Below are 23,472 nucleotides of genomic sequence, written 5' to 3' on the forward strand. Positions count from 1 at the left end.
TACATAACATCTTATGCCATATGGATACATTTTGGTTAAGTCCTGCCAGATGTATGATGGGGTGTTGGGGGTTGAGGCTCAGTGGAACAGTGACCGCCGTTAAGCGGCCAACAAAACACCAGCCAATTTACATAGTGAATTCGTCGTTATGGAATGCTAATGTGTACTTATTTGCGTACGTGTTATATACTAAGCCCAAAAATGGGAGCTAACAACATGCATGCAATCAATTTTACTGATGCCCGTAAACATTTTGCTGACACCATGAAGCGCGTCACTGATGATGCTGAACCTGTACGCGTCATGCGTCGTGACGCACCTGATATTGTTATGATCGATGCAGGAGAGTATGAGGCGCTAATCGAAACGGTCTATCTGTTCAGCAATCCGGCGAACGCCGCGCATATCAATGAGTCAATGAAACAGGCGGAGCGCGGCGAATTTGTCGAAGTGGAATATTAAGTTCACCAGGAACGGAGCTGATGACCTTAGCTACTGGCGTGATACTGACAAAAAGAAGTTTGAGCGTATCCGGCAGCTGTTGCGCAGCATCGAGGCTGATCCGCTGACAGGTATCGGAAAACCCGAACGGCTGCGGCACCACAAAGATCCGGCGCTCTATTCCCGCCGGATTGATCAGAGTCACCGTCTGGTCTATTCAATCAAGAGCGGAGAAATCATCATCTACGCAGCCCGTTATCACTATGGTGACAAATAGCAAAGCCAATAAAGCCCGTTTGATGCGGGCTTTATTCACATGGTTTTCTACGCCGGAATCCCAGAAAATTTCGTCACCAAACCTAAAGCTCCTCAGATTTGCATGGCGTTGAATGACGGGTTATGTGACAGGCTTCAGCATTAAAATCGTTGTCTTAATGATTGTCACTCAACTGGTCGTTTATGTGACAACCCTCGCCGTTACTGGTTTCGGAAAAATCCAGGTTTCCGGCGTAGAACCCCAACACGATGGCGATAAGTCCTTTTCAGGGACGGACGCGGCGGATGAACGTGCTGAACTCAGGGAGGGCGGAAAATGATTGTTCCCGTCGATGCAGAACGCGATGAACACGGATACTCGACGCATCCTGCGCTTGTCCGCAGCGGTTGTGAAACTCCGGGAGAACTTCGTTACTGGCTGAGAACCCACGGGCTGGCGTGCTTCGTGATGACCATGCGGGATGAGGCACCTGAGGCCTTTGCAGCCGGATTCACTGATGAGGCACCGGATGCGCGGGGCTGGATACCCGAACCGCCGGACGATGACGGCTGGTTCCTGGGGTCAGTCCATGATACCTGCGACGGGCCGGTCTGCTACTGGTTCAGGAATAACGTAACGGGAGAGGGGATATGAGTCCGAATTCGAATATCTGGCGCCACAGGCGCAGGGGGCAATGTGATCTTACCCAGATAATGTGGACACCGCCCTAAGCGAGGTTCTGGTTTTCAAATTGTTCCGGGCTGAGTCCGCCACAGGCACTGTGACGACGCCACCGATTGTAATCACACTCGATATAATTGAACACCGCCGTTCGCATTAATTCCCGGCTGATAAAGCGCTCTCCATGGATACATTCCACCTTCAGCGAATGGAAGAAGCTTTCCGCGCAGGCATTGTCGTAACAACACCCTTTGGCGCTCATGCTCCCGCGTAGATTATGCCGTTTCAGCAATGCCTGATAATCCGCTGAACAATATTGCCCGCCACGATCCGTATGGACGATGACATTTTCCGGTCGCTTACGTCGCCACAGTGCCATCTGTAGCGCATCACACGCGAGTTGTGCCGTCATTCTTGGCGACATCGACCAGCCAATGACAGCCCTGGACCACAGACCGCCAGATACAGCCAGCCCTCATCCGTACGTACGTGATGTCACCAGCCCATTTCTGGTTCGGCCTGCTGGCGTAAAAATCCTGCTTCAGCAGGTTCTCTGATACCGGCAGACCATGCTTACGGTAGCTGACCGGCCTGAACTTACGCGCTGCTTTTGCACGAAGCCCCTGACGACGCAGGCTGGCGGCGATGGTTCTGATGTTGTACCGGGGCAATTTATCAGCCAGACGCGGTGCACCATACCGCTGTTTTGCATCACTGAACGCCTGCCGGACAGCGGCATCACAGACCAGACGGACTGCCGTCGCCGGTTAGTCTGATGACGGCGCAGACACCATGAATACCAGCCACTCCTGGCCACGCGCAGCACCCGGCACATGGCTTTGATACTGAACTCTGGGACTCTGGGTCGAGTCCGTCAAGGTGGTGTAAATTCAGTTACAGCCTTCCGGTCCGGTAACGGGCCTGTTATGCACTGAGTGGCAGCGCGTCGATTACTTCGGTTTCAGCGGGCTGGTCTGTCTCCGCCATGCTGTGTTGCGGCAGGTAGCGGTTCTGCAGCAGCCATTCTTCGTTCTGCTCCGTCAGTACCGCACCCAGTAGCCGCATGATGCTCTCTTCGTTGGGGAAGATACCCACCACGTCGGCACGACGCTTCACCTCTTTGTTCAGGCGCTCCAGCGTGTTGGTCGAGTGGATTTTCACCCGGTGCGCTTTCGGGAAGCCGAAGTACGCCAGCACGTCCGCCTCCGCTTCATCCATCATCGCCGTGACCGCCGGGTTGCTCTTCTCCAGCTGGCCGGCAACTTCACGCCAGGTGGCATGGGCGCTTTTCTCGTCGGTCTGCACGAACACCTGCTGCAATGCGGCACGGACCACCGACTGGTTCGCCCGGCTGACGCGGCTCAGCATATTGCGCATGAAGTGGACCCGGCAGCGTTGCCAGCTGGCGGAGAACACCTGCTGTATCGCTGCTTTAAGGCCGCTGTGCGAGTCGGAGATAACCAGCTTCACGCCCTCCAGACCGCGCTCCTTCAGGCTCAGCAGGAAGGCCTGCCAGAACGCTTTGGCTTCAGACTCACCGATACCCATCCCGATAATCTCCCGGCGACCGTCCGGGCTGACCGCGCAGGCGATTATTACCGCCACGCTGAGCACCCGTCCGTTCTTGTGCACCTTCACGTAGGTCGCATCCAGCCACAGGTAGGGCCATTCCCCTTCCAGCGGCCGCTGCAGGAACGCCTACACGCGCTCATCGATACCGCGGCAGATGGAGGACACCTGGCTGCGGGAGATGCCGGTCATCCCCATCGACTGGACCAGCGCGTCAACCTTGCGGGTCGAGACGCCGTTTATCCATGCCTCCTGGATAACCGCGTTGAGCGCCTTCTCCGACAGCCTGCGGGCCTCGAGAAAGGGCGGGAAGTAGGTGCCTTCACGCAGCTTCGGGATACGCAGGTCCAGCGTGCCGAGCCGGGTGTTGTACTGCCGGTCACGGTAGCCGTTGCGGTATGTCTCGCGTTCATCGCTGCGCTCGTGAGGCTCTGCGTTGATGCGCTGAGTGACGTCAGCTTCCATGATGAGGTTGAGCATAAATTCGGTGAGCTCATGCAGGAAATCCTCGCCGCCGAGTTGCATCAGGGTGTTGCTGTTACCATCGGCACGAGTTCCGTAGACCAGTACTCTGACCACCCTGACCCGCCATTCCTGCAACCTGCGTTGCAGTGTTCTGCGATGACCTTCAGTAAATTGACCAGGATGTACGCCTTCAAGTTTGAGAAGTAATTCGGTACTGCCCAGTTGCGGTTCATCTTTAAGCCAGCATTCTATTTCGTTCCAGACGTCAGCGAAGGGATCTTGCACTGATTTTCAGAAGTTGCTCGCGGAGTGCCGGATTCAGGCTGAGATGCCCGTGTTTCTCCATCGCCGGAATAAGCTGGGGCAGTAACGCCCTGAGACGCTTACCGCACAACCGATCTCAAGCTTCCCACAGTACGATCAGAGCCTGCTGAACAGCTGCGCCATAAACTGAACGAGCCGTGGCTGATCGACGCCGTTGGTTGCCGCTGGTGACGGCACCATTCAGTAACCGGATTACTGATTTACGATGGTACCCACTGATCAGTATGAACTCTTCGAGGATCCGGGTTTTCTCGGCTTTACTGGCTGCCTGATAGCGTGTTTTCAGCGCCCGCAGAAGCTGACGACGGGTATCCATAGGCAACAATGCATTGCTCATAGGTGGACCTCTGGCTGATTATTTATCACACAGCCAAAGTAACAATTTTGGTGAGGAAACAGTGAGCGTTGGGTAACAAAAATGCTGAGTCAATGCGTAATCGCAGACAAGACGGAACTGCTGACGCGGAGTTATCTGGTGACGACGCAGACGCCAGGCATACCAGCCACTGCCGGCGACACGGAGAACTCGGCACATGGCTTTGATGCTGAAATCAGGCTGATGTTTTCCGATAAAGACATACTTCATTTCAGGCGCTTCGCAAAGTATGTCGCGGCCTTTTGGATAATAGCCAACTCTTCCTCCCGTTCTGCCAACTGACGTTTGAGCCGGGCATTTTCGGCAGCCAGTTCGCTTTCACGCTCGGATGATGTCAGTTGCTGTTGTTGTTTGCTTCGCCAGGTATAAAGTTGCGACTCGTAGAGACCTAGTTCGCGCGCGGCTGCTGCTACGCCAATACGTTGAGCGAGCTTAAGCGCTTCGTCCCGAAAGGCAGGCGTGTGTTGTTTGCGGGGCTTGTTTTCCGTTGCTGATGATTTAGTCATGAGTCACCTCTGAGTTAAGAGTTTACTCACTTAATACCGTGTCCGATATTACTGGGTAAGATCATCCCAGTCGATCATGATTTGCTCCCCTGCATCATCAGGGCTGCTATGCTGATAAAAAACTGGCTTATTAATTCTCATTAAAGATAATATCTTTTTTTATACAAAATAATACCTAAATTGGCGGTTTTTATTTGTTGTACTCTATGTGTTGACCGGATAAGGTCACTATACATATGGATTCGATATATGCAGCCGTGTTTGGCTTTCTGCCTAGGTTATCAGAATAAGAGCGCAGTTCGACTCTTTGCTAATCTAGGGCTTCGCTTTGAGAAGCGCTCTTACAGCACGTTAAAAAAGGAGAACTGCATTTAAATGTGGCTGAACCTATTACTATCTCTCAGAGGCATACTCTTGTTGAGCACGAAAATCACCAGTAATACTGGTTAGATATAATCTGGCGTCAAGGTAATTATATTACCTAAATTTTTTGGCTCCTTTGGCATTCACTAGAATGTGGAACTAAACTACGCAACCTACACCATTGTCGTTTTCACCTTTCTGATTGCTGGAGTGTTTTATGGGGTGCATGAATAAAATTCATAAATTTTCTATTGCTGGGATGTGTTTATTCTCAATAGTGACTGGGAACGTATTTGCGAGCAATAGCACTGTTTCTGTTGGGTATGCACGGGGGGATTTTCAGGGGGTTGTAAATGGTGCGGAGGGATTCAACGTCAAGTTTCGCCATGATAATGCCAATAGTGCATGGGGGGTTATAGGCTCTTTTATGTATCTTGAACATACAGGTACGAATAACAGTATTTATAGCAAAGAAAAGTATGGTTCGGTATCTGCTGGTTCGTCATTCTGTCTTAATGATTGGCTTAGTATTTATGGTTTGCTTGGTGTGGGCGCTGGTTCACGTGAGCTCACCCAAACAGGTTCACTTCGCTACGGCTTGAATTACGGAGTGGGTATTCAGGTTAATTCTGTAAGTGAATTAGCTCTAGATATCGGTTACGAAAATAGTCGTATTGACAGCGTTGATGTTGGCAGTTGGATGATTGGTATCGGTTATCGTTATTGAACTGATATACCACTATAAGGGATCTGAAGCCCAACCGTACGAAAACGTACGCTAAGTACATTTATTGACCAATCTAGCCGGCGCTATGTATTTGTACAGCGTTGGCCTCGATATCCCCATCAACACACAAATCTTCGCAACTGTATGTTTTTTTATCGTTATAAAGTTGAATGTAAGCGATCAGTGTGTGCCATATTTGTTAGTACCGATGTAAAAATGTAGTGGTCAACTAAAACTAGCCACCGCTTTAGAGTTTTTCCAGTATCGGTTTTCCGATTCATTTGGGGGTAATCCACCGTAAGCCTGCGAAAACCAGCGTCAGGAAAGCTGGCTGATGGCCCACGTCAGGGCGTTCGAGTTCTTCGGCGGCGTGCCCCAGCTTCTTGTGCCGGATAACCTGAAAGCGGCGGTCAGCCGCGCAGACCGCTATGATCCGGTACTGAACGAGAACTACCGTAAGCTGGCCCGCCATTATAACACTGCTGTGATCCCGGCGCGGCCACGCAAACCCAAAGATAAACCCAAGGTTGAAAATGCCGTTCTGGTTGTGGAGCGCTGGATCCTGATGCGGTTGCGGCATGAAGTGTTCCACACGCTGGCCGCACTGAATCTGGCCATCAGTGAGCTGCTGCAGGATCTGAATGAGCGACCGTTCCGTTGCCGGAAAAGCCTGTACGAAAAACTGGATAAGCCCGCACTGAAGGCGCTGCCGCCATACCGGTATGAATACGTTGATATCCGCCGTGCAAAGGTCGGCCCGGACTATCACGTGCTGTACGGCAAACATGCGTACTCTGTTCCTCACGCGCTGGTTGGGAGCCATATCGATATCGAAGCAGGTGCGCGGCTTGTTCGCCTCTATCACCGGGGAACGCTGGTTGCCCAGCATCCACGAGCGCAGCAACAGGGCGGCTTCACCACGCAGGCAGAACATATGCCGGAGTCGCACCATCGGCAACGATGGTGCCCGGACAGGCTGCTGTCCTGGGGAGAAAGCATCGGCAGTGCCACCCGTGCCGTGGTGGCCTGGCATCTGCACCACCGCGCTCATCCGGAACAGGCTTACCGGACCTGCCTGGGGCTGCTCAATCTCAGCCGGGAATATGGCGATGCCCGGCTGGAGAATGCCTACCAGCAGGCGCTGTTACTGGAGCGACCATGGCGGCAGGTGATCCTGAATCTGCTGACGAACCACCGGGACCGGCTGAAAGACGAAGCGCCGGATGAATCCCCTGTAGAGCACAGCAACGTACGCGGTGCCGGGTACTACCACTGAGGAAACAATAATGCACAACAACCTGCTGGAACAGATACGGGCCCTGCGGCTGGGGCACATGAGCAACGCACTGGAACTGCAATGGTCACAACCGATGACCTACACCTCGCTGAGCTTCGAGGAGCGCCTGGGGCTTCTGCTGGAGCACGAACTGCTGCAGCATGAGGTCTCGAAGGTCAATCGCCTGCGAAGACAGTCGAAACTGAGACTGGATGCGCAGCCTTCACAGCTTGACTACCGGCCGAAACGGGGGCTGAACCGGCAGTTACTGGTGCAGTTGCTGACCGGTGCTTATGTTCACCGTCATGAAAATGTGCTGAGCACCGGGCCAACGGGATGCGGCAAAACGTACGTGGCCTGTGCGCTGGGTGAGGGCAGCATAGCGCTCAGTCAGCTCGCGACGCCCATCTTCACCCTGTTGTTTCCATGCTGCCCGCAGGCTGTCAGTCTTGTGCTCTGCTGGCACTCCGCCCAGTTTTCCGAGGGCTTCCTGCAGGCCTTCAGCCAGGGCAGAGAAGCTCTCACCACCCAGCACAACCCGCATCCAGCTCCAGTGGCTCCACTCAAGGCGGAAGTGGTACAACTTATGCGTCAATAACCTGCCGTTGATGGTGACAACTACATCTTTCAGCTCAGTAAAGTCCGACAGGCCGCGCAGGCCTGGCTGATGAAGTTGCCGGAACATCACTTCCTGCTCGGCACCATACTGCAGCTTCCACTCGCGGACCCGCCGCTGCATAGTCCTGCGGAGGCTGCTGGGATACTGACCGGGATATTTATCCTGCAGCATTTCCAGCAGGGGCGTGGGCATCAGAGCGGGTCTATCTTTTAACAGGGGGACAAGCTCGTTGTCCCAGACAGCCTCAAGCGGATCCTTACGCGTCCGCCAGTGACGATTACCGGTTTTTGACCACTGTTCTTTTTCGATCCTGCGGCCGGAGCGAACAGAGATACCGGCCTTCATGGCCGAGATATGCTGGGTTACACCTTTTTTACGCTGCGTCATGTAATAACTGACCTGATGAGTATTGAGCGTCACACCATTTCCTGTGGGATCATGAACATGATGCTCAGATTACAAAATCGGCCAGAATAATCAGCGCCAACCGGACTGAGTTATTGTCGTCTCATAGGCAGACTTTTTTGAACCTTATCAACAGCCCGGATGATCAACTCAGCGTTACTCGCCGGTAATGCCACACATTCTGTCCATCGACTGGCGATATCGGTCAGCGACAGCGTCCACAAAAAGGTACCAGAGAGATGCCGACCACAGTGCGCCACAAGATCCATTTCCATAAATCCCGGAGAATGCCGCTCATGCTCGGTGAACATTCTGACCGGGATACATTTACTGACGCGGTTAACCGTCCGGTTACGCTTTTTACCGGCAGTGGTATGTGCTTCTTTCAACAGGCGATCGATAGACGATGCACTGACTTTCAGAAGCTGCTCGCGGAGTGCCGGATTCAGGCTGAGATGCCCGTGTTTCTCCATCGCCGGAATAAGCTGGGGCAGTAACGCCCTGAGACGTTTACCGCACAACCGATCTCAAGCTTCCCACAGTACGATCAGAGCCTGCTGAACAGCTGCGCCATAAACTGAACGAGCCGCGGCTGATCGACGCCGTTGGTTGCCGCTGGTGACGGCACCATTCAGTAACGGGATTACTGATTTACGATGGTACCCACTGATCAGTATGAACTCTTCGAGGATCCGGGTTTTCTCGGCTTTACTGGCTGCCTGATAGCGTGTTTTCAGCGCCCGCAGAAGCTGACGACGGGTATCCATAGGCAACAATGCATTGCTCATAGGTGGACCTCTGGCTGATTATTTATCACACAGCCAAAGTAACAATTTTGGTGAGGCAACAGTGCACGTTGGGTAACAAAAATGCTGAGTCAATGCGCGGACTGAGTTATTTTCGTCTCATATTATACAAAAATATGTTCTTATTTGAATATTCACAATTAAGGCTAATGGTTTAAATTCATCCTGTGCGGTGAATCCCCCTGAGCGGAGGGGCTAAACAGCCAATACAGAGTTATTATCAGGTTCGTCCGTATAATAGCGAGTCACGGCGGCTGTCCAGGACTCACCGGGAGGCACCCGGCACCGCGCGTTACAATATCTATCCCTCATTCGTGTTTTCAGATGCAATGATGTGAAACCCCTGTTTTTCTCTGAACATCATATTTGTCTGATGGTCCTGACCTAGGCCACTCCCGCTTTTTCTGCCAGAGCTCCAAGTCCAGGGCCTGCAGCTCCTGCGGCTTCAAAGCACGGAGCAGTGGGTGTCGCAGCAGAGCCACATCCTGTCCGACTGCGACTGGCTTTACCATGCCCCATCTGCTGTAGCCCTTCTTTAACAAAAACTGGCCCCTGCTCAACCAGCTCTTTCAGGCCGCCACCCGCGCCATACTACACCGGGCCCGTAAGCAGGGCGTGGAGGCCGGCATCTTCTGCACCCTGCACACCCGTGGCCGCCAGCTCAGCCAGCATCCGCACATTCATGCCTCCGTCACCCGCGGCGGGCTCGATGTTAAACATGGCGTCTGGCGGGCGCTGTTTTTCAAAAAGAAGGTGGTGGAAGAAATCTGGCGGGGTGCCGTCATTCGCCTGCTGCGCAAAAGTTACGACCTGATTAATCCCGGCAGCCTGCCGGGGCTGGGGCATATCCGCGACAGGGAACAGTGGCGGCGTTACCTGCAGGCTCAGTATGGTCGCCACTGGAAAGTCCATTTTGCGAAGAAGACCCGGGGCGTGGCACAGCGTGAAATATCCGGGATGCTACTTCAAACTACCTTTTTCTTTGGCCATTCTATACCAAATCCATTCATTATGATAAGTTACATATATAGTAGTTTAACATGTAAGACCATGCTCGTTAGACGCGCTCTGATTGCTCTCTATCTATGCTTTAAAAATTTCAGGCCAATTTTTTCTGTTTTATTTTTGAATTCGATAAAATTATCTGATCCTACCCGCGAATAGTGGACACGGATGAACCACTTGCTTAGCTGTGGTTTGTTTTTGGTTTTCAGGATCTGGTAGAACTCGAGTGCCAGTTGCTGTGCTAATTTCAGCTGTGGCTCTTTTTCACACATCAGACTAATAAAACGGGAAGCGTAATTTTCTTCACCTCTGATGATTCGCCAGGGCATCAGCCAGCGGCTCACACGGGAAGCGGAAGGAAGTCGGCAGGTGATAGTAACCGGAGGGAGCCAGCCTTTACGCCATCTGGCAACGGCGTCCCTGACGATGGTTTCACTGCCTGTGAACCCTTTCGCCGCCATTTCTCGCCATATCTGACTGGCATTGTGGTTTCCGCTTTCTCGCTGTTCTTCAAGCCAGTCCTTCCATGGCTCGAGAAATCCCCGTTTTGGTGGACGGGTCGACATTTCGGGGAATGTCCCGGATTGTACCCATCGACTTATAGTCACCCGGGATAACCCGGTGATACGGGATATTTCCCTGAACCCGCATCCCTTATTATGCAGTGACATCACCTCCGACCTGCGTTGATATCGTTTTTTTCGGGTTTGCTGTTTCAGCCGCTCCAGGCGACGGAGTGATGATGGTGGCTCTACTGGCGTTGACTCTGCTGATTTTTTTGGCGACAGTTCGCTGGCAACAAGACGTATCAAAGGCATATATCTGTACATCATCCGTTCGAGCGCATCACCAATATTTTTCAGTAGATGCCAGCGATCGGCCACTTGCCTTGCCTGAGGTGCGCCTTCCCTGGCAGCCATAGCATAGATCCCACCGCGATCCCGTGATACTACCTGTATCTCCGGATATTTTCTGAACCAGGATGCCAGTGCACGCCGGTCGCGTCCGGGAAGCAGAACCAGGGGGCGGTGAGTATCCAGATTGACTATCAGCGTGCCGTAACGATGACCCCGATACCAGGCCCATTCGTCGATCCCTACGTGTGGAGTATCCCCTCATCCGAATAGCAGAAGTGCTCTGTGTATCGCGTTCGAATCTGTATGACCGGTTGCTGGAGAAACGCCAGCAACGTTCAGCCCGCTACAGCAAAGACGATGACGCCCGACTGTTACCGCTTATCCGCCAGATATGCAGCGAGCGGGCAACAAACGGCTATCGTCGCGTGACTGCGCACCTTAAGCGTGCGTTGAAGGAACAGAACTGGCGGGTTAACCCCAAACGTATTTACCGGATCATGCAGGCGAATAAGCTGTTACTGGCAAAATCTGGCTATAAAAAGCCAGAGCGCTGTCATACCGGCAACGTCGTGACACTTAAGCCGGATACGCGCTGGTGTTCAGATGGCTTCGAGTTCGGCTGTGACAACGGCGGAAAACTACGTGTAACGTTCGCGCTGGACAGCTGTGACCGTGAGGCCATAGACTGGGCTGCAAGCACGGGAGGCTATGACAGTTCGCCGTGCAGGATGTAATGCTGAGGTCGGTGGAAAAACGCTTCGGCGACAGGTTGCCCGACACACCGGTGCAGTGGCTGACAGATAACGGTTCAGCGTATACTGCGCATGAAACGCGGAGGTTCGCCAGAGAGCTGAATCTGGAACCCTGCACAACAGTAGTGAGCAGCCCACAGAGTAATGGCATGGCAGAGCGGTTCGTGAAGACGATGAAGGAAGACTATATTCATGCCAAAACCGGATGTGAGAACAGCCCTGCGAAACCTTGCAGCATCGTTAACGCATTACAACCGTACAGCGCGCTGGGATATCACTCCCCAAGGGAATACCGGAGAGGGTGGGCATCGTTAAATTAAGAGACAAAGCTGTCCGGAGATGGCGGGTCAAGATCAACTGAGTACGAGATGGCAAAAGAGAGAGCATTGACGCTTGAGGCGCTTCGAGTGATGGACGCGATTGACCGGCGTGGCAGTTTTGCAGCGGCGGCAAATGAGTTGCGGCGCGTTCCGTCTGCGCTAAGTTACACCATGCAGAAGCTGGAGGAAGAGCTGGACGTGTTGTTGTTTGATCGCTCAGGTCGCCGAACAAAATTCACTAATGTGGGGCGAATGCTGCTGGAGCGAGGGCGCGTGCTTCTGGAAGCTGCGGACAAGCTTACAGCGGACGCCGAAGTGCTGGCGCGAGGCTGGGAAAACCATCTGACATTAGTTACCGAAGCACTGGTGCCTGTAAAAGTATTGTTCCCGCTAGTCAACCGTCTGGCAGATAAAGCGAACACTCAGCTGTCGATCATTACCGAGGTTCTGGCAGGAGTCTGGGAGAGTCTGGATACAGGCAGAGCAGACATCGTCATTGCGTCGGGCAGGCATTTGCGTTCCAGTTCGGAAATCAACTCGCGCAAGCTTTACAGCGTGAATAACATCTATGTTGCTGCATCCAGTCACCCTATTCACAACGAGCCGGAACCGCTGTCTGAAGTCACGCGCGTGAAGTATCGCGGTGTTGCAGTCGCAGATACCGCACGTGAACGTCCTGTATTGACGGTACAGTTGCTGGATAAACAGCCTCGTCTGACAGTTACCTCGCTGGAAGACAAACGGCAGGCGCTGTTGGCAGGGCTTGGCGTGGCGACAATGCCGTATCCGTTTGTGGAAAAAGATATTGCTGAAGGGCGGCTGCGCGTTGTCAGCCCGGAATATAGCCATGAGGTGGATATCATTATGGCGTGGCGTCGCGACAGCATGGGAGAAGCTAAATCTTGGTTCCTGCACGAAATACCGAAGCTCTTCTCCTGCTATTCTAAATAGATTTTCGACGCCGCTAAACGAGCGTGATTCCGGACATTATCACCAGCGACGACTGGGGCAGCTAAGCCAGAGAAGTTCCGAAGGATAAGCATCTGACCTGCACAATCTTCACCCAACGCATTGAGCGCAACAACCTGAACCAGAAAACCAATAGACAGAAGATGGAGGGCATACGCTGGTGCAAACCAGCACCCCGCGCGAATGCGCGTAAGCGTACAGCGAGGGCCGTATTGACAGGGATGTATTATTGAGCTTGCAGTGCTATGCGCCAGGGTAGCAGTTCGCTGACCCGATTGACTGGCCAGTCGGCTATGACGTCAAGCACATAGCGAAGATAGCCTTCTGGCTCCACGCTGTTCAGTTTGCACGTCCCGATCAGGCTGTACAGCAGAGCCCCCCGCTCACCACCATGATCAGAACCGAAGAACAGGAAGATGGTATGACCTTTATATAATCACTTTAGCATCGGTGCATTATTGGAGGTCATCATGTTACAAAATTCCCCTTCGATTTATGTTGGTCTGGATGTGCATAAAGAATCACTGGCTATCGCGATAGCCAGTCCTGAGCGCGGTGGAGAAATCCGCTTTTATGGTAACATCCCAAATCAACAGCAAAGCATTAATCACTTATTTTTAAAGATAAAAAAGCAATACTCATACATTATGGCTTGTTATGAAGCGGGTCCCTGTGGATACAATATTTATCACCAGCTAACAGCTATGGACGTTGAGTGTATTGTTGTAGCGCCATCACGGATCCCAAAATCACCCACAGACCGCATCAAAAACGATCACCGTGACGTAGTTGGTCTGGCAAGATTATTACGTGCCGGTGAATTAACCCCAGTCTGGATCCCTGACCTGACGCACGAAGCAATGCGTGATCTGGTTCGGGCCAGGGCTGCTTCAAAGCAAGATAGCCGCATTGCCAGGCAGCGAATACAGAGCATATTGCTGCGTAATGACCGGAGATATGACAAGAAGCCGTGGAGTTACAAACATCGGATCTGGCTGGCCAACCAGACTTTTCCTCTACCATCGCAACAGATTGCATTTCAGCACTATTGTCAGAGCCTCGAACAAATAGAAAGCCGAATAATACAACTGGATCAAGAGATTGATCGGCTGTTACCCGAATGGTCGTTATACAATCTAGTCTGCCAGCTTCAGGCGCTAAAAGGCGTGGGTAAAACGATTGCAATCTCACTTGTGTCAGAACTTGGCGATTTCTCTCGTTTCCCTAATCCAAAACAAATCATGGCCTATATAGGGTTAATTCCGGGGGAATATTCCAGTGGTAACAAAACTCGTTCCCGGGGCATAACAAAAACCGGTAACAGTGAACTACGAAGGCTATTGTACGAAGCTGCGTGGGCATATCGTTCTCCGGCAAAAGTTGGAAGCTGGCTCATTACCTACCGACCAACTGAAACCACACAGGAATCAAAAGACATTGCCTGGAAAGCTCAACAGCGGTTATGTGCCCGCTACAAAGCGCTCTTACAGAGAGGTAAACGGTCACAAATTGCTGTTACAGCGGTCGCCAGGGAACTGACAGGATTCATGTGGGATATTGCCCTGACGGCTCGACAATCAGGGTAACAGTACAGCGTTAAACCCTGAAGTGCCGGGCACGGAATGAGTGATCCTCGTCAAGAACGTAGGTCGGAAGGCAACAATCCGATACCAGCAGGTAGAAAGAGGCAAGCTCACTACGAAAACCTTCGTGGGGCAACTAATCTCCGAATAAGAGTCTGTTCAATTCAGGATACAGCTCGGTCACTTCAGGTTCTCTGACGCCTGCGACTGTTTTAAAGCACAGAAAAATCAGGCTGTGCAGGACAAGTACGGCCGAAATTCTTGACAAAGGTCATAAGAGTTTTTACGACCCAGACTGACCGTCCGCAGGGCATTTTCAGCGATATTATTGTGTGTGCCTTGCAAGGCACGATCTTTCCGTCGGTGAAAGTCCGACCCGGCTAACTCTCGCTCCGGCCGGAAGTACAGGGGGCGGTCCAGGAGGTAACGAATGGGCTGAAGCTCTCCCTGAAACGGCTTCTTAAGGAAGTCAACAGGTTATGCGGTCCGTAACGTGAGTGAACACTGAGCAGGCCTCGAAATGCCGTCGTGGGTGCTGACACGCCATAATAACGGGGAAGGCCGACGATGACCGGGAAGAGAGTGAGAAATGCACCGGTCATACCCACCGGGGTAATGGTGACAGCACGCATAACGATTGATCGATCGTGCAACAAGGGAAGTCCATAACGATGCCCGTCCGGCAGACGGGCAACGACGCCCCGTGAGGGGCTGAGTCGGTTGTTATGGATGGCGGATGGGGGTGTAGTAGTGAAGAGACTGAGTAATGCCAGAGGAGCGAAGGCCACCTGTTGCAGTACCAGTGTACCAAGCAGGAAGAGCCCGGGGATTGGCATCAGCCTAACAACTCCGCTCGAATCGGTTCAGAACCTGCAGAAGACACTACAGGCAAAAGCAAAGGGTAACGCAACGGCTAAATTCCACAGTCTGTGGGATAAGGTTTGCCGACCGGATGTTCTCGTGGAAGCTTACAGGCGATGCCGTCTCAACCGGGGAGCCCCCGGCGTGGATGGAGAGTCTTTTGCTGGCATAGAACAGCAGGGATTAGGGCAATGGTTGCGAAGATTAAAGCAGGAGCTGAGCACAAAGCAGTATCGTTGCTCGCCCCTGTTGCGTGTATGGATCCCCAAAGCCAACGGCGGACAACGCCCGTTGAGTATCCCGACAATAAAAGACAGAGTGGTTCAGACGGCGGTGTTACTCGTTATTAACCCCGTTTTCGACACCGATCTGTCCCCACGGCAGTACGGTTTCAGAAGTCACATCGACGCCAAAATGGCCATACGCAGAGTCTACTTTAGCATCTCTGAACGCTTCGCCAGAGAAGTCGTTGATGCGGATTTATCTGACTACTTCAGTACGATCCCTCATGGGCAACTGATGAAATGCATCGCCCGGAGGATAAGTGATGGTAGCGTACTGGGGATAATCCGCCAGTGGCTCAGAGCCCCGGTAGTGGAACGGACCAGGCAGGGTGTCGAAATCCGGACCACAGCTGGCCGTAACACTCATCGTGGAACGGCACAGGGTTCACCAATAAGCCCGTTGCTGGGAAACCTCTATTTCAGGCGATTTATTCTGGCATGGAATAGCGGGACTCCTTTCTGGGAGAAGAACAGCGAGATCGTCAATTATGCCGACGATCTGGTGATATTATGCAAAAGGGGAACCGGAGAACAGGCCATGACAAGGATGAAGCGCCTGATGGAACGGCTGGGGCTGACCGTTAACGAAAGTAAAACCCGGCTGGTCGCTCTACCTGAAGGGAATTTTGATTTTCTCGGATATACCATTGGCCGATTTTATGGCAAAGGTGGGCGCCCCTACTGGGGCACAGCAATATCCCGGAAAGCGATCAAACGGCTCAAACAGGAAATACACGCCCAGACAACATCACGCTGGAATTGCAAACCTGCCGCTGAGAGAGCGGAAAGATTGAATCCGCTCCTCAGGGGTTGGTCCAGTTACTTCAGTCAGGGTCCGGTGTTACAGATATATCGTGACATTGACAACTACACGGCGAGACGAGTCAGGATCTGGTTACAGCGAAGGAAGGGCCAGCGGGGAACGGGATATCGCCAGTACCCCGACCAGTACCTGTACGAGCAGTTAGGACTGATACGCCTGCTGGACCTTCCCCGTAACCGCCCGAACGCGAAGGTCTGATGTGCTGCAAGAGAGCCGGATGCGGGAAATCCGCAAGTCCGGTTCGATGAGAGGGATGTGGAAACGGAGTCACGCTCAGGACAGTAAGGCACCACCAATCGAAAGAGGTGGATTAACAGATATGCCTGAACTAAAACCACCGCGCCACATCTCTACTCTACCAGCTTCCGCAAGACCATCATCGCAGTAGTAGCACAGCGCATCCCACTGATTGAGCGTAAGCGTCACTAAATCCCCACCTGTTTTTGTGTTCGCGATGTTGCCATGATTTTGTTCCCGATAACCAACAAGGATCAGACTCATGAGAAACACCCGCATCCCCGCAGAATGGCACTCCCTTTTTGACGAACAATTCCGCTCTGGCCTCACTAAAACACAGTTCTGCCGCCTGCATGGCATCACGCGCTCCGCATTTTCAAATGCTTGGCTGCGACTCTCTGCCAGCGACGCCTCCATCACACCCTTCAGTTTCCGCACTCCCTCCCGGGACAGAAGAAAACAGGCCCGGGCCAGCCAGTGCAATCCTGCCTACGGGGAGTGTTATCTAAGCTCCGCCCGCAAACCTGCGGCTCACTCTCACCTTACACAACGCTACCCTCTCCCTGCCCGCCGATATCCCGCCACGCTGGCTGGCCACCCTGCTGCGGGAGATGGCACCATGAAGATGTTTGTCGAACCACCCACTATCTGGCTTTATCCGGAGCATATCGACTTCCGCAAAAACATCAATGATCTGGTGCTGATTGTGGACGCGCTGCTGCCCTGGAAAATCACCCTGCCTTAAACCCCGTAGCAGATCACTGTGGGGATTTAGTGACGCTTACCGAAAACATGTGGCACATGATCCAGAAACAGTTTGCCCTCGCGGGTCAGCCGCGTGCTTCGCGTGGTACGGGCGAACAGCACCACGCCCAGCTCTTCCTCCAATTCCTTGATGGCTCGTGACAGCGGAGACTGCTCGATATGCAGTTTCTCGGCTGCGCGGGCGAAGTGCAGCTCTTCGGCTACGGCAAGAAAGCAACGAAGATGGCGAAGTTCCATCGCTGAGTTCCATCTACGGTTACTTCACACCGATGCACCACCATCAACGACCAAATCGTGTCCTACCGTGTACGCCGCGCCCTCAGAGCACAACCAAAGCACGGCGGAAGCAATTTCCTCCAACTTTGCGACCCGCTTAGAAGGGTTCACTTGCGCCATGCGGGCGTCACGCGCAGTCCGGTCTTCACCAGGTCGGAAGGACATCGGCGTATCGACAGGACCAGGGCTGACGCTGTTGATGCGGATACCGCTGCTGATCGCCTCCAGTGCGGCCGTACGGGTCAGAATGGATACGGCAGCCTTAGATGCCGCGTATGCACCCGTTCCGGGTCGGATCAGGTGGGGGCCGACATTCGATGCAATATTCACGATGGAGCCACCGCCGCCTTGCCGTTTCATGGCAAGAATTTCATGTTTCATGCAGAGCCAGGTGCCGATCACATTGGTATCGAGAAGCGTTCTGAAGGCATCGACTTCGGTTTCGTCCACAGCACCCATCCGGAACACGCCGGCCACATTGACGGCGATGTCAAGCTGCCGCGGCCCTGCCAGCACCTGAACCATCAGAGACCGCACACTTTCTTCATCCGTTGCATCACTCGGGACGGCCAGCCAATTACGCCCATCCGGATCGATCTCCCGGCCCGTCTGTTCAAGCTCCGCGATTCTCCGGCCTGCGAGAACAATGCGAGCGCCTTGCCTAGCCAAGGCGATGGCGATCTGACGCCCGATACCCGAACCCGCGCCAATGACCAGCGCGTTCTTTCCCGAAAAAGAATCTGTCTTCATAGCAACTCCTTTATACTCCCAAACACACATCCGTCGTCCGCTTGACGCTGAAATGCCGGAATCTCAAATAAGGCGACAGGCTCAGCAGGCCTAGCGTAGCCAATGCAACGCCTATCCACAAGGGGGATCGCAGCCCATAACCATCATTGATCGCTACCCCGCCGACCCAGGAACCGAACGCGAGTCCAACAGTAATCAGCAATGCGTGCATGGTGTTCACCAGCGGCCCAAGCGAAGCAGCACGCATGACGCGAACAACCATTGCCGGATTCAGCGATACCCCGGTCAGGCCGATCACCAGGAATGCCGTCACGCTGATCGTGGCGCTGTGCGCAAACAGGGCGAACGCGCCCAACCCCATAGCCAGGATGCCCAGGCCGACCGTTAGCACCGCCATAGTGTGACGGTCGGCCACGCGGCCGATGACGTTGGCCAGGCCATAGACGACCAGCAGCCAGGGAATGATTTGGGCCGAAAAGCCCGTGACCTCGGTGAAGATTGGCGATAAATAGCTGAAGGCGGTGAACGTCGCGCCGATGATGAGTGCACTGGTGGCATAGGCGGCCCACAATCCGCTATTGCGCTGCGACAGCAACTCGGCGCTCAAGCTCACCTGCGCTTGCCCCTTCGAGACTGACACACGGAGGCCACCACCGCCGTGCAGAGCATGGACAGCAACGCCACGGCCCAGAAGCTGGTACGCCAGCCATGCTGCAGCTCGATCAGGGCCGTCGCCAGCACGCTGAACACTGGTGCGAGCATCAGGCCCGCCAGCACGAAAGACGCCGCGCGACCGCGCGCTTCTGGAGCGACCAGCCCGGCGAAAATACTCAGCGATACGCCGAGGTAAGGCGGGCTGGCGATGCCCATGACCACGCTGCCAATGCTGCCCGGAACCAGCCACGTAGAGAACCAGCAACCAGAGCAACGCTCGCTTGTCGGGAATGCGCAATGCGAACAACAGAGCCGTCAGCACTGGGCCACCGATGTCCATGCCCAGTGCATACCAGGAAATCAGGTAGCCGATTTCCCCGACGGAGACGCTCAGCGCCACCGCCAGCGACGGCATCATGCCGGCCACCATGAACTCGGCTGTGGTCAAGGCGAAAATCGTCAGGCCCAGCAGACAAACAACGAAGGGGACGGGCTATTTCGGGGGCATATTTTTAACATTCATTACATAATTGGGGAAATAAAAAGGCTGTCACGGCAGGGTAGTGGTGAGCCTCACAGCAGGGCGAGCGTACCTTCCATCACATCTTCGAGGAACGCGCGCTCCTGCATCGACCGGCCCAGAACGCGCAAGCCGTAGTAACTGCTCAGAAAGGCGCGCGCCAGCGACCATGGCGACCTCTAGGAAGACACCTCTCCGTTGCGCTGACCCACGGCAAACAAATAGCACAGCTCCTGCTCCAGCCGATTCACATAACCCCGGCTGATCTGCACGACCACCGGGTCTTTGCTGGAACGCTCCAGAGCGGCGAACAGCGCCATGCAACCGCGCTGCTTGACCGGATCAAGGTCGCCCTCAATGCCCCACAGCATGAGGCTGCGCAGGCGCTCCTTGACTGCGCCGGGGTCATTTAGAATCTGCGACTGCGCAAGAATGCCCTGTTCCTGATAGCGCTTGAGTGCCTCGTGGTACAGCCCCTGTTTGCTGCCGAAGGCGTTGTAGAGGCTGCCGCGTCCCAGGCCGGTACGCTCGACCAGCTCTTGCGACGAAGTGGCCTGATAGCCGTTCGACCAGAACACGTCCATAGCCGCCTCAATGACGGCTTCATCGTCGAATTCCCGGGGTCTTCCACTCATGACGTAACTCTGAATACTTGGTCTGCGTGTGCAGGTGCGTGACCTCGCTGAGGTTATAGCCAATAATGGAACGATCAGTCAAATATAAATTTGATGAGCTGGGGACATGAGACGGCTTGCCGCGTCATCTGGAAACTAGCCACCAACGGCCGGCCCCTGCTGCCGTCCAATCTCCCACGACACGCCGCCGCCGCGCACTGTTGCGGCAAGTTGCTGTCCCAGCCGCTGTTCGATCACTGGCCGCCACGGAACCAGGCTGAATCCCATGCCATCGTCCAGCATCGCGTAGCGCCCGCTGGCGAGCATGACGGAGTGCCGGTAGATGCCGGCCACGCGCTGCCTATCGGCCACCGGAAGATGCTCCAGACCTGTTTCGGCGGCAATGTCCTTGGCACCCTGCGCCAATTCCCGATTGCGCAGCATGCCCAGCAGGTTGCGTGTGAGGATGACGCGCTGCGCCAGTCCCTGTTCAGACGACGCCCATAAGTGTGAATCGCGCAGAAAATACCGATATCCAGTGCCCTTTTGCCGGCGGCGTACAGGAGATTATCGACGGCGAGGCGGCAGAGGTCGTTGAGCAGCTAGCGGTTGACCGATGGCGGGGGGGGCAATTTGCAGCCGACAGGCTGCTTAGTTCACCGGTCCTCCAAGGCCGCTCCAGAACTGGCGGCAGCTCTCGGCAGCGACTACACCATCACACCGGATATCGTGGTGGTACGCGAAACAGAGGACGACAGCACCATCTTACGCCTGACCGCGGTGTTCAGCCCCTGCATCCAGAAAAGATGTCTGTCCTTCATTTCAGGGGGGTATGGTCGCATTTGACTGGTCAGATATACTTTTTACGGAGGGAATGTGGCAGTTACCGCCATGAATGGCAGCATAAAACCCTCCTTGCAAGACGATTGCTTTGCGTTATTTTACTGAATAACAAAGGTTTTTATGGAATGAATCAATGCAGCCATATCGGTTATATTCAGTCCTTTGTTTCCATTTTAAAAGATAATGCGATTGTGTAAGGGTTATATCGACATGGATGTTCAGCGTCGCTCACGGATACGTAAGCATTCTTTTTGTGTTGTCTGTATTTCAGCGATGTTGTCCGGTGTTGTCCCCGTCTCTGCGGCACCCACTGGCGATGAACCGTTTATCCTGCAAAACCTGCTTCAACAGGATGCCACACGGCAGTTTCAGCTGCAGGAGCAGCAGCAAAAAGCCCGAGACGAGGCTCTTACACCAAAAGCACCGGATATCCGTCTTTCTGAGAAAGCGTCCTCTCCCTCTCATCTTGTTTTCCCCACAGAAAAAACCTGCTTCAATATCGATCGCGTGGAACTGAGTGGTCAGGAAGCCTTGCCACGCTGGTTACCGTTACAACGCATCGCCAATCAGACGCAGGGCCAGTGTCTGGGCGGCAAGGGCATCAATCTCCTGATGAGCACGATGCAGAATCGCCTGGTGGACCACGGCTATATCACCACCCGCGTGCTGGCCCCGCAGCAAGACTTAAAACGAGGGGCATTGAAGCTGAACATCCTGCCTGGTTTCATCCGTCAGGTGAAACTGACGCCGGACAGCGGGAGCTATATCACGCTGTTCAATGCGTTCCCGCCGCGATCCGGTCAATTGTTGGATTTGCGCGGCATTGAGCAAGGCCTGGAGAACCTGCAGCGCCTGCCGACCGTACAGGCCAGGATGGAAATTGTCCCCGGTGAAAAACCCGGCGAAAGTGATATTCAGCTCAACTGGCAGCAGGCCAAAATATGGCGGCTGGGTGCGTCGCTGGACGATTCCGGCACCCGCAGTACCGGGCGTTACCAGGGCGGATTGACCTTCTCGCTGGATAACCCGCTGTCTCTCAGCGACCTGTTCTACATCTCCGGTACCCGTGCGCTGCAACCCGGTAATGACAAGGGCAGCAAGAACCTCACCGCCCATTACTCGGTGCCGTTCCGCTACGCGATGCTGTCGGTGACTGCCAACGACTACAACTATCACCAGACCGTGGCCGGGCTGAATAGCGATTACCGTTACAGCGGCGACAGCCAGAACCTGACGGTGCAACTGAGCCGCGTCCTGCACCGTAGCAGCAATCAGAAAACTACCTTCACCTACGATATCCTGACGCGCGGGTCGAAGAACTACATCAATGACACCGAAGTGGAAGTACAGCGCCGCCGCACTGCAGGCTGGCGTATGGGGCTGCAACACCGCCACTTTATCCAGCAGGCGACACTGGACGCCGGTATCAGCTATCAGCGTGGCACCCGCTGGTTCGGGGCATTGCCTGCGCCGGAAGAGTCGTATGGCGATGCCACTGCACTTAGCAAGATTATACAGCTTTCCAGCCAACTTAATGTGCCGTTTGCGCTGGGCAAACAGACCTTCCGTTACAACGTTCAGTATCAGCGCCAGATGAGCAGCACCCCGCTGACGCCGCAGGACCAGTTTGCCATCGGCAGCCGCTTTACGGTGCGCGGTTTTGACGGAGAACGTACTCTCAATGCCAGTGCGGGCTGGTCGGTGCGCAATGAGCTGGCCTGGAGCACGCCAGTGCCGAACCAGGAACTGTATCTGGGGGCAGATTACGGTCACGTCAGCGGCCGTGGCACCGAAAACCTGGCGGGAACCAACCTGGCCGGTAGCGTGCTCGGTATGCGCGGCAGCGCCTTAAAGACGCGTTATGATCTGTTTGCCGGTGTACCGCTCTCCAGACCGGATGGCTTCAAGACCAGCCCGTTGACGCTGGGCTTTACCCTGAACTGGGATTTCTGAGGGCAGGACTATGCAGACAGGTGCTTATGACGTCCATGCGCCGTTGATGTTAGGTGGGGATCTCAGTGAAGCCGAGGTGCTCGGGGCCGCCGTGTGGCTGTGGATGCACTCGTCACAGCACCGGGATCTGCCATTGCATGCGTTGCCCACGGTATTGTTGCCGATTATCAAACACCAGCACTATATGCTGGTCAGCCGGGGTACACAGCCGCTGTTTTTCCTCAGCTGGATGTTGCTGAGCGCGGAGGCGGAAGCGCGCTATCTCACGCAACCGGCCATTCTGGTGAAGGAAGATGACTGGGCCAGCGGCGATCGCCTGTGGCTCCGTGACTGGATCGCGCCGTTTGGCGATGTCCGGGTGATGCGCCGCCTGGTAGGGGCCGTGCTGTTCCCTGAGCACTGTTTTCGTTCCCTTTATCACCGTGGTGCACAACGCGGTAAACGCGTGATGAATTTCAAGGGTGACCAGGTCAGTCAAGCGCAGGCTCGTGCCTGGCGTGTGGCCAATCCCTTATCTGTTTCTCTGCCCGAAACCCCGCACGCCGATGAGCGACAGGGTTAGGGACGACGTAAAACCGCGGCTAAGGCAAGC

18 protein-coding genes and 15 pseudogenes are annotated in these 23,472 nt (G+C 54.3%); 17 read left to right on the plus strand and 16 right to left on the minus strand.

Annotation, left to right across the window (positions count from 1 at the left end; all coding sequences use genetic code 11):
* Positions 1–216 precede the first annotated feature (216 nt).
* The 4 genes from FOY93_RS22880 (at position 217) to FOY93_RS22895 (ending at position 1,351) form a co-directional block, all read left to right on the plus strand.
* Positions 217–462 (plus strand): type II toxin-antitoxin system Phd/YefM family antitoxin, encoded by a 246-nt coding sequence (locus FOY93_RS22880; protein ID WP_103061436.1) that lies wholly within the window; start codon positions 217–219, stop codon positions 460–462.
* Complete coding sequence (locus FOY93_RS22885) at positions 443–718, plus strand: Txe/YoeB family addiction module toxin (RefSeq protein ID WP_123061045.1); 276 nt, start codon at positions 443–445, stop codon at positions 716–718. The genes FOY93_RS22880 and FOY93_RS22885 overlap by 20 nt, the downstream gene beginning before the upstream one ends.
* Positions 719–830: 112 nt before the next feature.
* Positions 831–1,037 carry a hypothetical protein gene (locus tag FOY93_RS22890; protein ID WP_123061046.1) on the plus strand — a complete coding sequence of 69 codons (207 nt, stop codon included), beginning with the start codon at positions 831–833 and terminating at the stop codon, positions 1,035–1,037.
* Positions 1,034–1,351: a hypothetical protein gene (locus FOY93_RS22895; protein ID WP_123061047.1), complete on the plus strand. Its 318-nt coding sequence runs from the start codon at positions 1,034–1,036 to the stop codon at positions 1,349–1,351. Before FOY93_RS22890 ends, FOY93_RS22895 begins: the two co-directional genes overlap by 4 nt.
* 73 nt (positions 1,352–1,424) lie before the next feature.
* Here FOY93_RS22895 and FOY93_RS22900 read toward each other — a convergent pair.
* From FOY93_RS22900 to FOY93_RS22915, 5 genes and pseudogenes are all read right to left on the minus strand, one after another.
* Positions 1,425–2,231 (minus strand): annotated as a pseudogene (locus tag FOY93_RS22900) (IS3 family transposase); the annotation flags it as partial.
* 71 nt (positions 2,232–2,302) lie between these two features.
* Positions 2,303–3,472 (minus strand): annotated as a pseudogene (locus FOY93_RS22905) (IS256 family transposase).
* A gap of 39 nt (positions 3,473–3,511) precedes the next feature.
* Positions 3,512–3,697: pseudogene (locus FOY93_RS24205) on the minus strand (IS21 family transposase); the annotation flags it as partial.
* Positions 3,698–3,812: 115 nt separating this feature from the next.
* Positions 3,813–4,073, minus strand: a complete 261-nt coding sequence (locus FOY93_RS22910) for a hypothetical protein (RefSeq protein ID WP_143345795.1) — start codon at positions 4,071–4,073, stop codon at positions 3,813–3,815.
* A 98-nt stretch (positions 4,074–4,171) separates the two neighbouring features.
* Positions 4,172–4,618: pseudogene (locus FOY93_RS22915) on the minus strand (transposase); the annotation flags it as partial.
* 589 nt (positions 4,619–5,207) lie between these two features.
* Here FOY93_RS22915 and FOY93_RS22920 point away from each other — a divergent pair.
* From FOY93_RS22920 to FOY93_RS22930, 3 genes and pseudogenes are all read left to right on the plus strand, one after another.
* On the plus strand, positions 5,208–5,708 hold the full coding sequence (locus tag FOY93_RS22920; protein ID WP_123061084.1) for an Ail/Lom family outer membrane beta-barrel protein: 501 nt from the start codon (positions 5,208–5,210) through the stop codon (positions 5,706–5,708).
* A 334-nt stretch (positions 5,709–6,042) separates the two neighbouring features.
* Complete coding sequence (locus FOY93_RS22925) at positions 6,043–6,984, plus strand: Mu transposase domain-containing protein (protein ID WP_232057406.1); 942 nt, start codon at positions 6,043–6,045, stop codon at positions 6,982–6,984.
* Positions 6,985–7,042: 58 nt separating this feature from the next.
* Positions 7,043–7,303: pseudogene (locus tag FOY93_RS22930) on the plus strand (ATP-binding protein); the annotation flags it as partial.
* Positions 7,304–7,339: 36 nt separating this feature from the next.
* Here the strand turns inward: FOY93_RS22930 and FOY93_RS22935 are convergent.
* The 3 genes and pseudogenes from FOY93_RS22935 to FOY93_RS22945 all read right to left on the minus strand — a co-directional run.
* Positions 7,340–8,023: pseudogene (locus tag FOY93_RS22935) on the minus strand (IS21 family transposase); the annotation flags it as partial.
* A gap of 77 nt (positions 8,024–8,100) precedes the next feature.
* Positions 8,101–8,529: a hypothetical protein gene (locus FOY93_RS22940; RefSeq protein WP_143345796.1), complete on the minus strand. Its 429-nt coding sequence runs from the start codon at positions 8,527–8,529 to the stop codon at positions 8,101–8,103.
* Between the two features lie 6 nt (positions 8,530–8,535).
* Positions 8,536–8,796, minus strand: coding sequence for a hypothetical protein (locus FOY93_RS22945; protein ID WP_143345797.1), 261 nt, complete (start codon positions 8,794–8,796; stop codon positions 8,536–8,538).
* 399 nt (positions 8,797–9,195) lie between these two features.
* On the opposite strand from FOY93_RS22945, the pseudogene FOY93_RS24160 reads away from it, so the two are divergent.
* A pseudogene (locus tag FOY93_RS24160) lies at positions 9,196–9,790 on the plus strand (IS91 family transposase); the annotation flags it as partial.
* Between the two features lie 160 nt (positions 9,791–9,950).
* On the opposite strand, the pseudogene FOY93_RS22955 reads toward FOY93_RS24160, so the two are convergent.
* Positions 9,951–10,925: pseudogene (locus tag FOY93_RS22955) on the minus strand (transposase); the annotation flags it as partial.
* A gap of 17 nt (positions 10,926–10,942) precedes the next feature.
* Here FOY93_RS22955 and FOY93_RS23830 point away from each other — a divergent pair.
* From FOY93_RS23830 to FOY93_RS23835, 3 genes and pseudogenes are all read left to right on the plus strand, one after another.
* Positions 10,943–11,748 (plus strand): annotated as a pseudogene (locus tag FOY93_RS23830) (IS3 family transposase); the annotation flags it as partial.
* Between the two features lie 48 nt (positions 11,749–11,796).
* Positions 11,797–12,699 (plus strand): LysR family transcriptional regulator, encoded by a 903-nt coding sequence (locus FOY93_RS22970; RefSeq protein WP_123061053.1) that lies wholly within the window; start codon positions 11,797–11,799, stop codon positions 12,697–12,699.
* A 35-nt stretch (positions 12,700–12,734) separates the two neighbouring features.
* Positions 12,735–12,863: pseudogene (locus FOY93_RS23835) on the plus strand (IS1 family transposase); the annotation flags it as partial.
* Between the two features lie 80 nt (positions 12,864–12,943).
* Here the strand turns inward: FOY93_RS23835 and FOY93_RS22980 are convergent.
* Positions 12,944–13,144 (minus strand): annotated as a pseudogene (locus FOY93_RS22980) (transposase domain-containing protein); the annotation flags it as partial.
* A 43-nt stretch (positions 13,145–13,187) separates the two neighbouring features.
* On the opposite strand from FOY93_RS22980, the gene FOY93_RS22985 reads away from it, so the two are divergent.
* Both FOY93_RS22985 and FOY93_RS22990 read left to right on the plus strand, forming a co-directional pair.
* The gene (locus FOY93_RS22985) at positions 13,188–14,303 is read left to right on the plus strand and encodes an IS110 family RNA-guided transposase (protein ID WP_143345799.1); all 1,116 of its coding nucleotides are present in this window, start codon (positions 13,188–13,190) and stop codon (positions 14,301–14,303) included.
* Positions 14,304–15,305: 1,002 nt separating this feature from the next.
* A complete protein-coding gene (locus tag FOY93_RS22990) occupies positions 15,306–16,466 on the plus strand; it encodes a reverse transcriptase domain-containing protein (RefSeq protein WP_232057403.1) in 1,161 nt (386 codons plus the stop codon).
* 75 nt (positions 16,467–16,541) lie between these two features.
* Here FOY93_RS22990 and FOY93_RS23600 read toward each other — a convergent pair whose 3' ends face one another.
* Positions 16,542–16,769 carry a hypothetical protein gene (locus tag FOY93_RS23600; RefSeq protein ID WP_172621950.1) on the minus strand — a complete coding sequence of 76 codons (228 nt, stop codon included), beginning with the start codon at positions 16,767–16,769 and terminating at the stop codon, positions 16,542–16,544.
* Positions 16,770–17,124: 355 nt separating this feature from the next.
* Between FOY93_RS23600 and FOY93_RS23925 the strand changes: the two genes are divergently transcribed.
* Entirely contained in the window at positions 17,125–17,250 is a 126-nt protein-coding gene (locus FOY93_RS23925) for a transposase (protein WP_143345801.1), read from the plus strand.
* A 41-nt stretch (positions 17,251–17,291) separates the two neighbouring features.
* On the opposite strand, the pseudogene FOY93_RS23005 reads toward FOY93_RS23925, so the two are convergent.
* From FOY93_RS23005 to FOY93_RS23025, 5 genes and pseudogenes are all read right to left on the minus strand, one after another.
* Positions 17,292–17,507: pseudogene (locus FOY93_RS23005) on the minus strand (LysR family transcriptional regulator); the annotation flags it as partial.
* 24 nt (positions 17,508–17,531) lie between these two features.
* Complete coding sequence (locus tag FOY93_RS23010) at positions 17,532–18,296, minus strand: SDR family NAD(P)-dependent oxidoreductase (RefSeq protein ID WP_143345802.1); 765 nt, start codon at positions 18,294–18,296, stop codon at positions 17,532–17,534.
* 10 nt (positions 18,297–18,306) lie between these two features.
* Positions 18,307–19,368, minus strand: a complete 1,062-nt coding sequence (locus FOY93_RS24165; RefSeq protein ID WP_423069608.1) for an MFS transporter — start codon at positions 19,366–19,368, stop codon at positions 18,307–18,309.
* 155 nt (positions 19,369–19,523) lie between these two features.
* Positions 19,524–20,105, minus strand: a pseudogene (locus FOY93_RS23020) (TetR/AcrR family transcriptional regulator).
* Between the two features lie 135 nt (positions 20,106–20,240).
* Positions 20,241–20,579, minus strand: a pseudogene (locus tag FOY93_RS23025) (DUF3363 domain-containing protein); the annotation flags it as partial.
* Between the two features lie 165 nt (positions 20,580–20,744).
* Here FOY93_RS23025 and FOY93_RS23035 point away from each other — a divergent pair.
* The 3 genes and pseudogenes from FOY93_RS23035 to FOY93_RS23045 all read left to right on the plus strand — a co-directional run.
* Positions 20,745–20,849 (plus strand): annotated as a pseudogene (locus FOY93_RS23035) (NgoMIV family type II restriction endonuclease); the annotation flags it as partial.
* A 288-nt stretch (positions 20,850–21,137) separates the two neighbouring features.
* Positions 21,138–22,880 carry a ShlB/FhaC/HecB family hemolysin secretion/activation protein gene (locus FOY93_RS23040; RefSeq protein WP_240679502.1) on the plus strand — a complete coding sequence of 581 codons (1,743 nt, stop codon included), beginning with the start codon at positions 21,138–21,140 and terminating at the stop codon, positions 22,878–22,880.
* 10 nt (positions 22,881–22,890) lie between these two features.
* Positions 22,891–23,442 (plus strand): toxin-activating lysine-acyltransferase, encoded by a 552-nt coding sequence (locus tag FOY93_RS23045; RefSeq protein WP_143345804.1) that lies wholly within the window; start codon positions 22,891–22,893, stop codon positions 23,440–23,442.
* Positions 23,443–23,472: the final 30 nt, after the last annotated feature.

It is taken from the genome of Enterobacter sp. 18A13, from assembly GCF_007035975.1.
GTDB classification, from domain to species: domain Bacteria; phylum Pseudomonadota; class Gammaproteobacteria; order Enterobacterales; family Enterobacteriaceae; genus Enterobacter; species Enterobacter vonholyi.

Excerpts from the sequence above, each read along its gene's own strand:
- FOY93_RS22880 (WP_103061436.1), top strand. The coding sequence starts at position 217 with ATGCATGCAATCAATTTTACTGATGCCCGTAAACATTTTGCTGACACC.
- FOY93_RS22890 (WP_123061046.1), top strand. The coding sequence starts at position 831 with ATGACGGGTTATGTGACAGGCTTCAGCATTAAAATCGTTGTCTTAATG.
- FOY93_RS22895 (WP_123061047.1), top strand. The coding sequence starts at position 1,034 with ATGATTGTTCCCGTCGATGCAGAACGCGATGAACACGGATACTCGACG.
- FOY93_RS22910 (WP_143345795.1), bottom strand. The coding sequence starts at position 4,073 with ATGAGCAATGCATTGTTGCCTATGGATACCCGTCGTCAGCTTCTGCGG.
- FOY93_RS22920 (WP_123061084.1), top strand. The coding sequence starts at position 5,208 with ATGAATAAAATTCATAAATTTTCTATTGCTGGGATGTGTTTATTCTCA.
- FOY93_RS22925 (WP_232057406.1), top strand. The coding sequence starts at position 6,043 with ATGGCCCACGTCAGGGCGTTCGAGTTCTTCGGCGGCGTGCCCCAGCTT.
- FOY93_RS22945 (WP_143345797.1), bottom strand. The coding sequence starts at position 8,796 with ATGAGCAATGCATTGTTGCCTATGGATACCCGTCGTCAGCTTCTGCGG.
- FOY93_RS22970 (WP_123061053.1), top strand. The coding sequence starts at position 11,797 with ATGGCAAAAGAGAGAGCATTGACGCTTGAGGCGCTTCGAGTGATGGAC.
- FOY93_RS22985 (WP_143345799.1), top strand. The coding sequence starts at position 13,188 with ATGTTACAAAATTCCCCTTCGATTTATGTTGGTCTGGATGTGCATAAA.
- FOY93_RS23600 (WP_172621950.1), bottom strand. The coding sequence starts at position 16,769 with ATGAGTCTGATCCTTGTTGGTTATCGGGAACAAAATCATGGCAACATC.
- FOY93_RS23925 (WP_143345801.1), top strand. The coding sequence starts at position 17,125 with ATGAAGATGTTTGTCGAACCACCCACTATCTGGCTTTATCCGGAGCAT.
- FOY93_RS23010 (WP_143345802.1), bottom strand. The coding sequence starts at position 18,296 with ATGAAGACAGATTCTTTTTCGGGAAAGAACGCGCTGGTCATTGGCGCG.
- FOY93_RS24165 (WP_423069608.1), bottom strand. The coding sequence starts at position 19,368 with ATGATGCCGTCGCTGGCGGTGGCGCTGAGCGTCTCCGTCGGGGAAATC.
- FOY93_RS23040 (WP_240679502.1), top strand. The coding sequence starts at position 21,138 with ATGGATGTTCAGCGTCGCTCACGGATACGTAAGCATTCTTTTTGTGTT.
- FOY93_RS23045 (WP_143345804.1), top strand. The coding sequence starts at position 22,891 with ATGCAGACAGGTGCTTATGACGTCCATGCGCCGTTGATGTTAGGTGGG.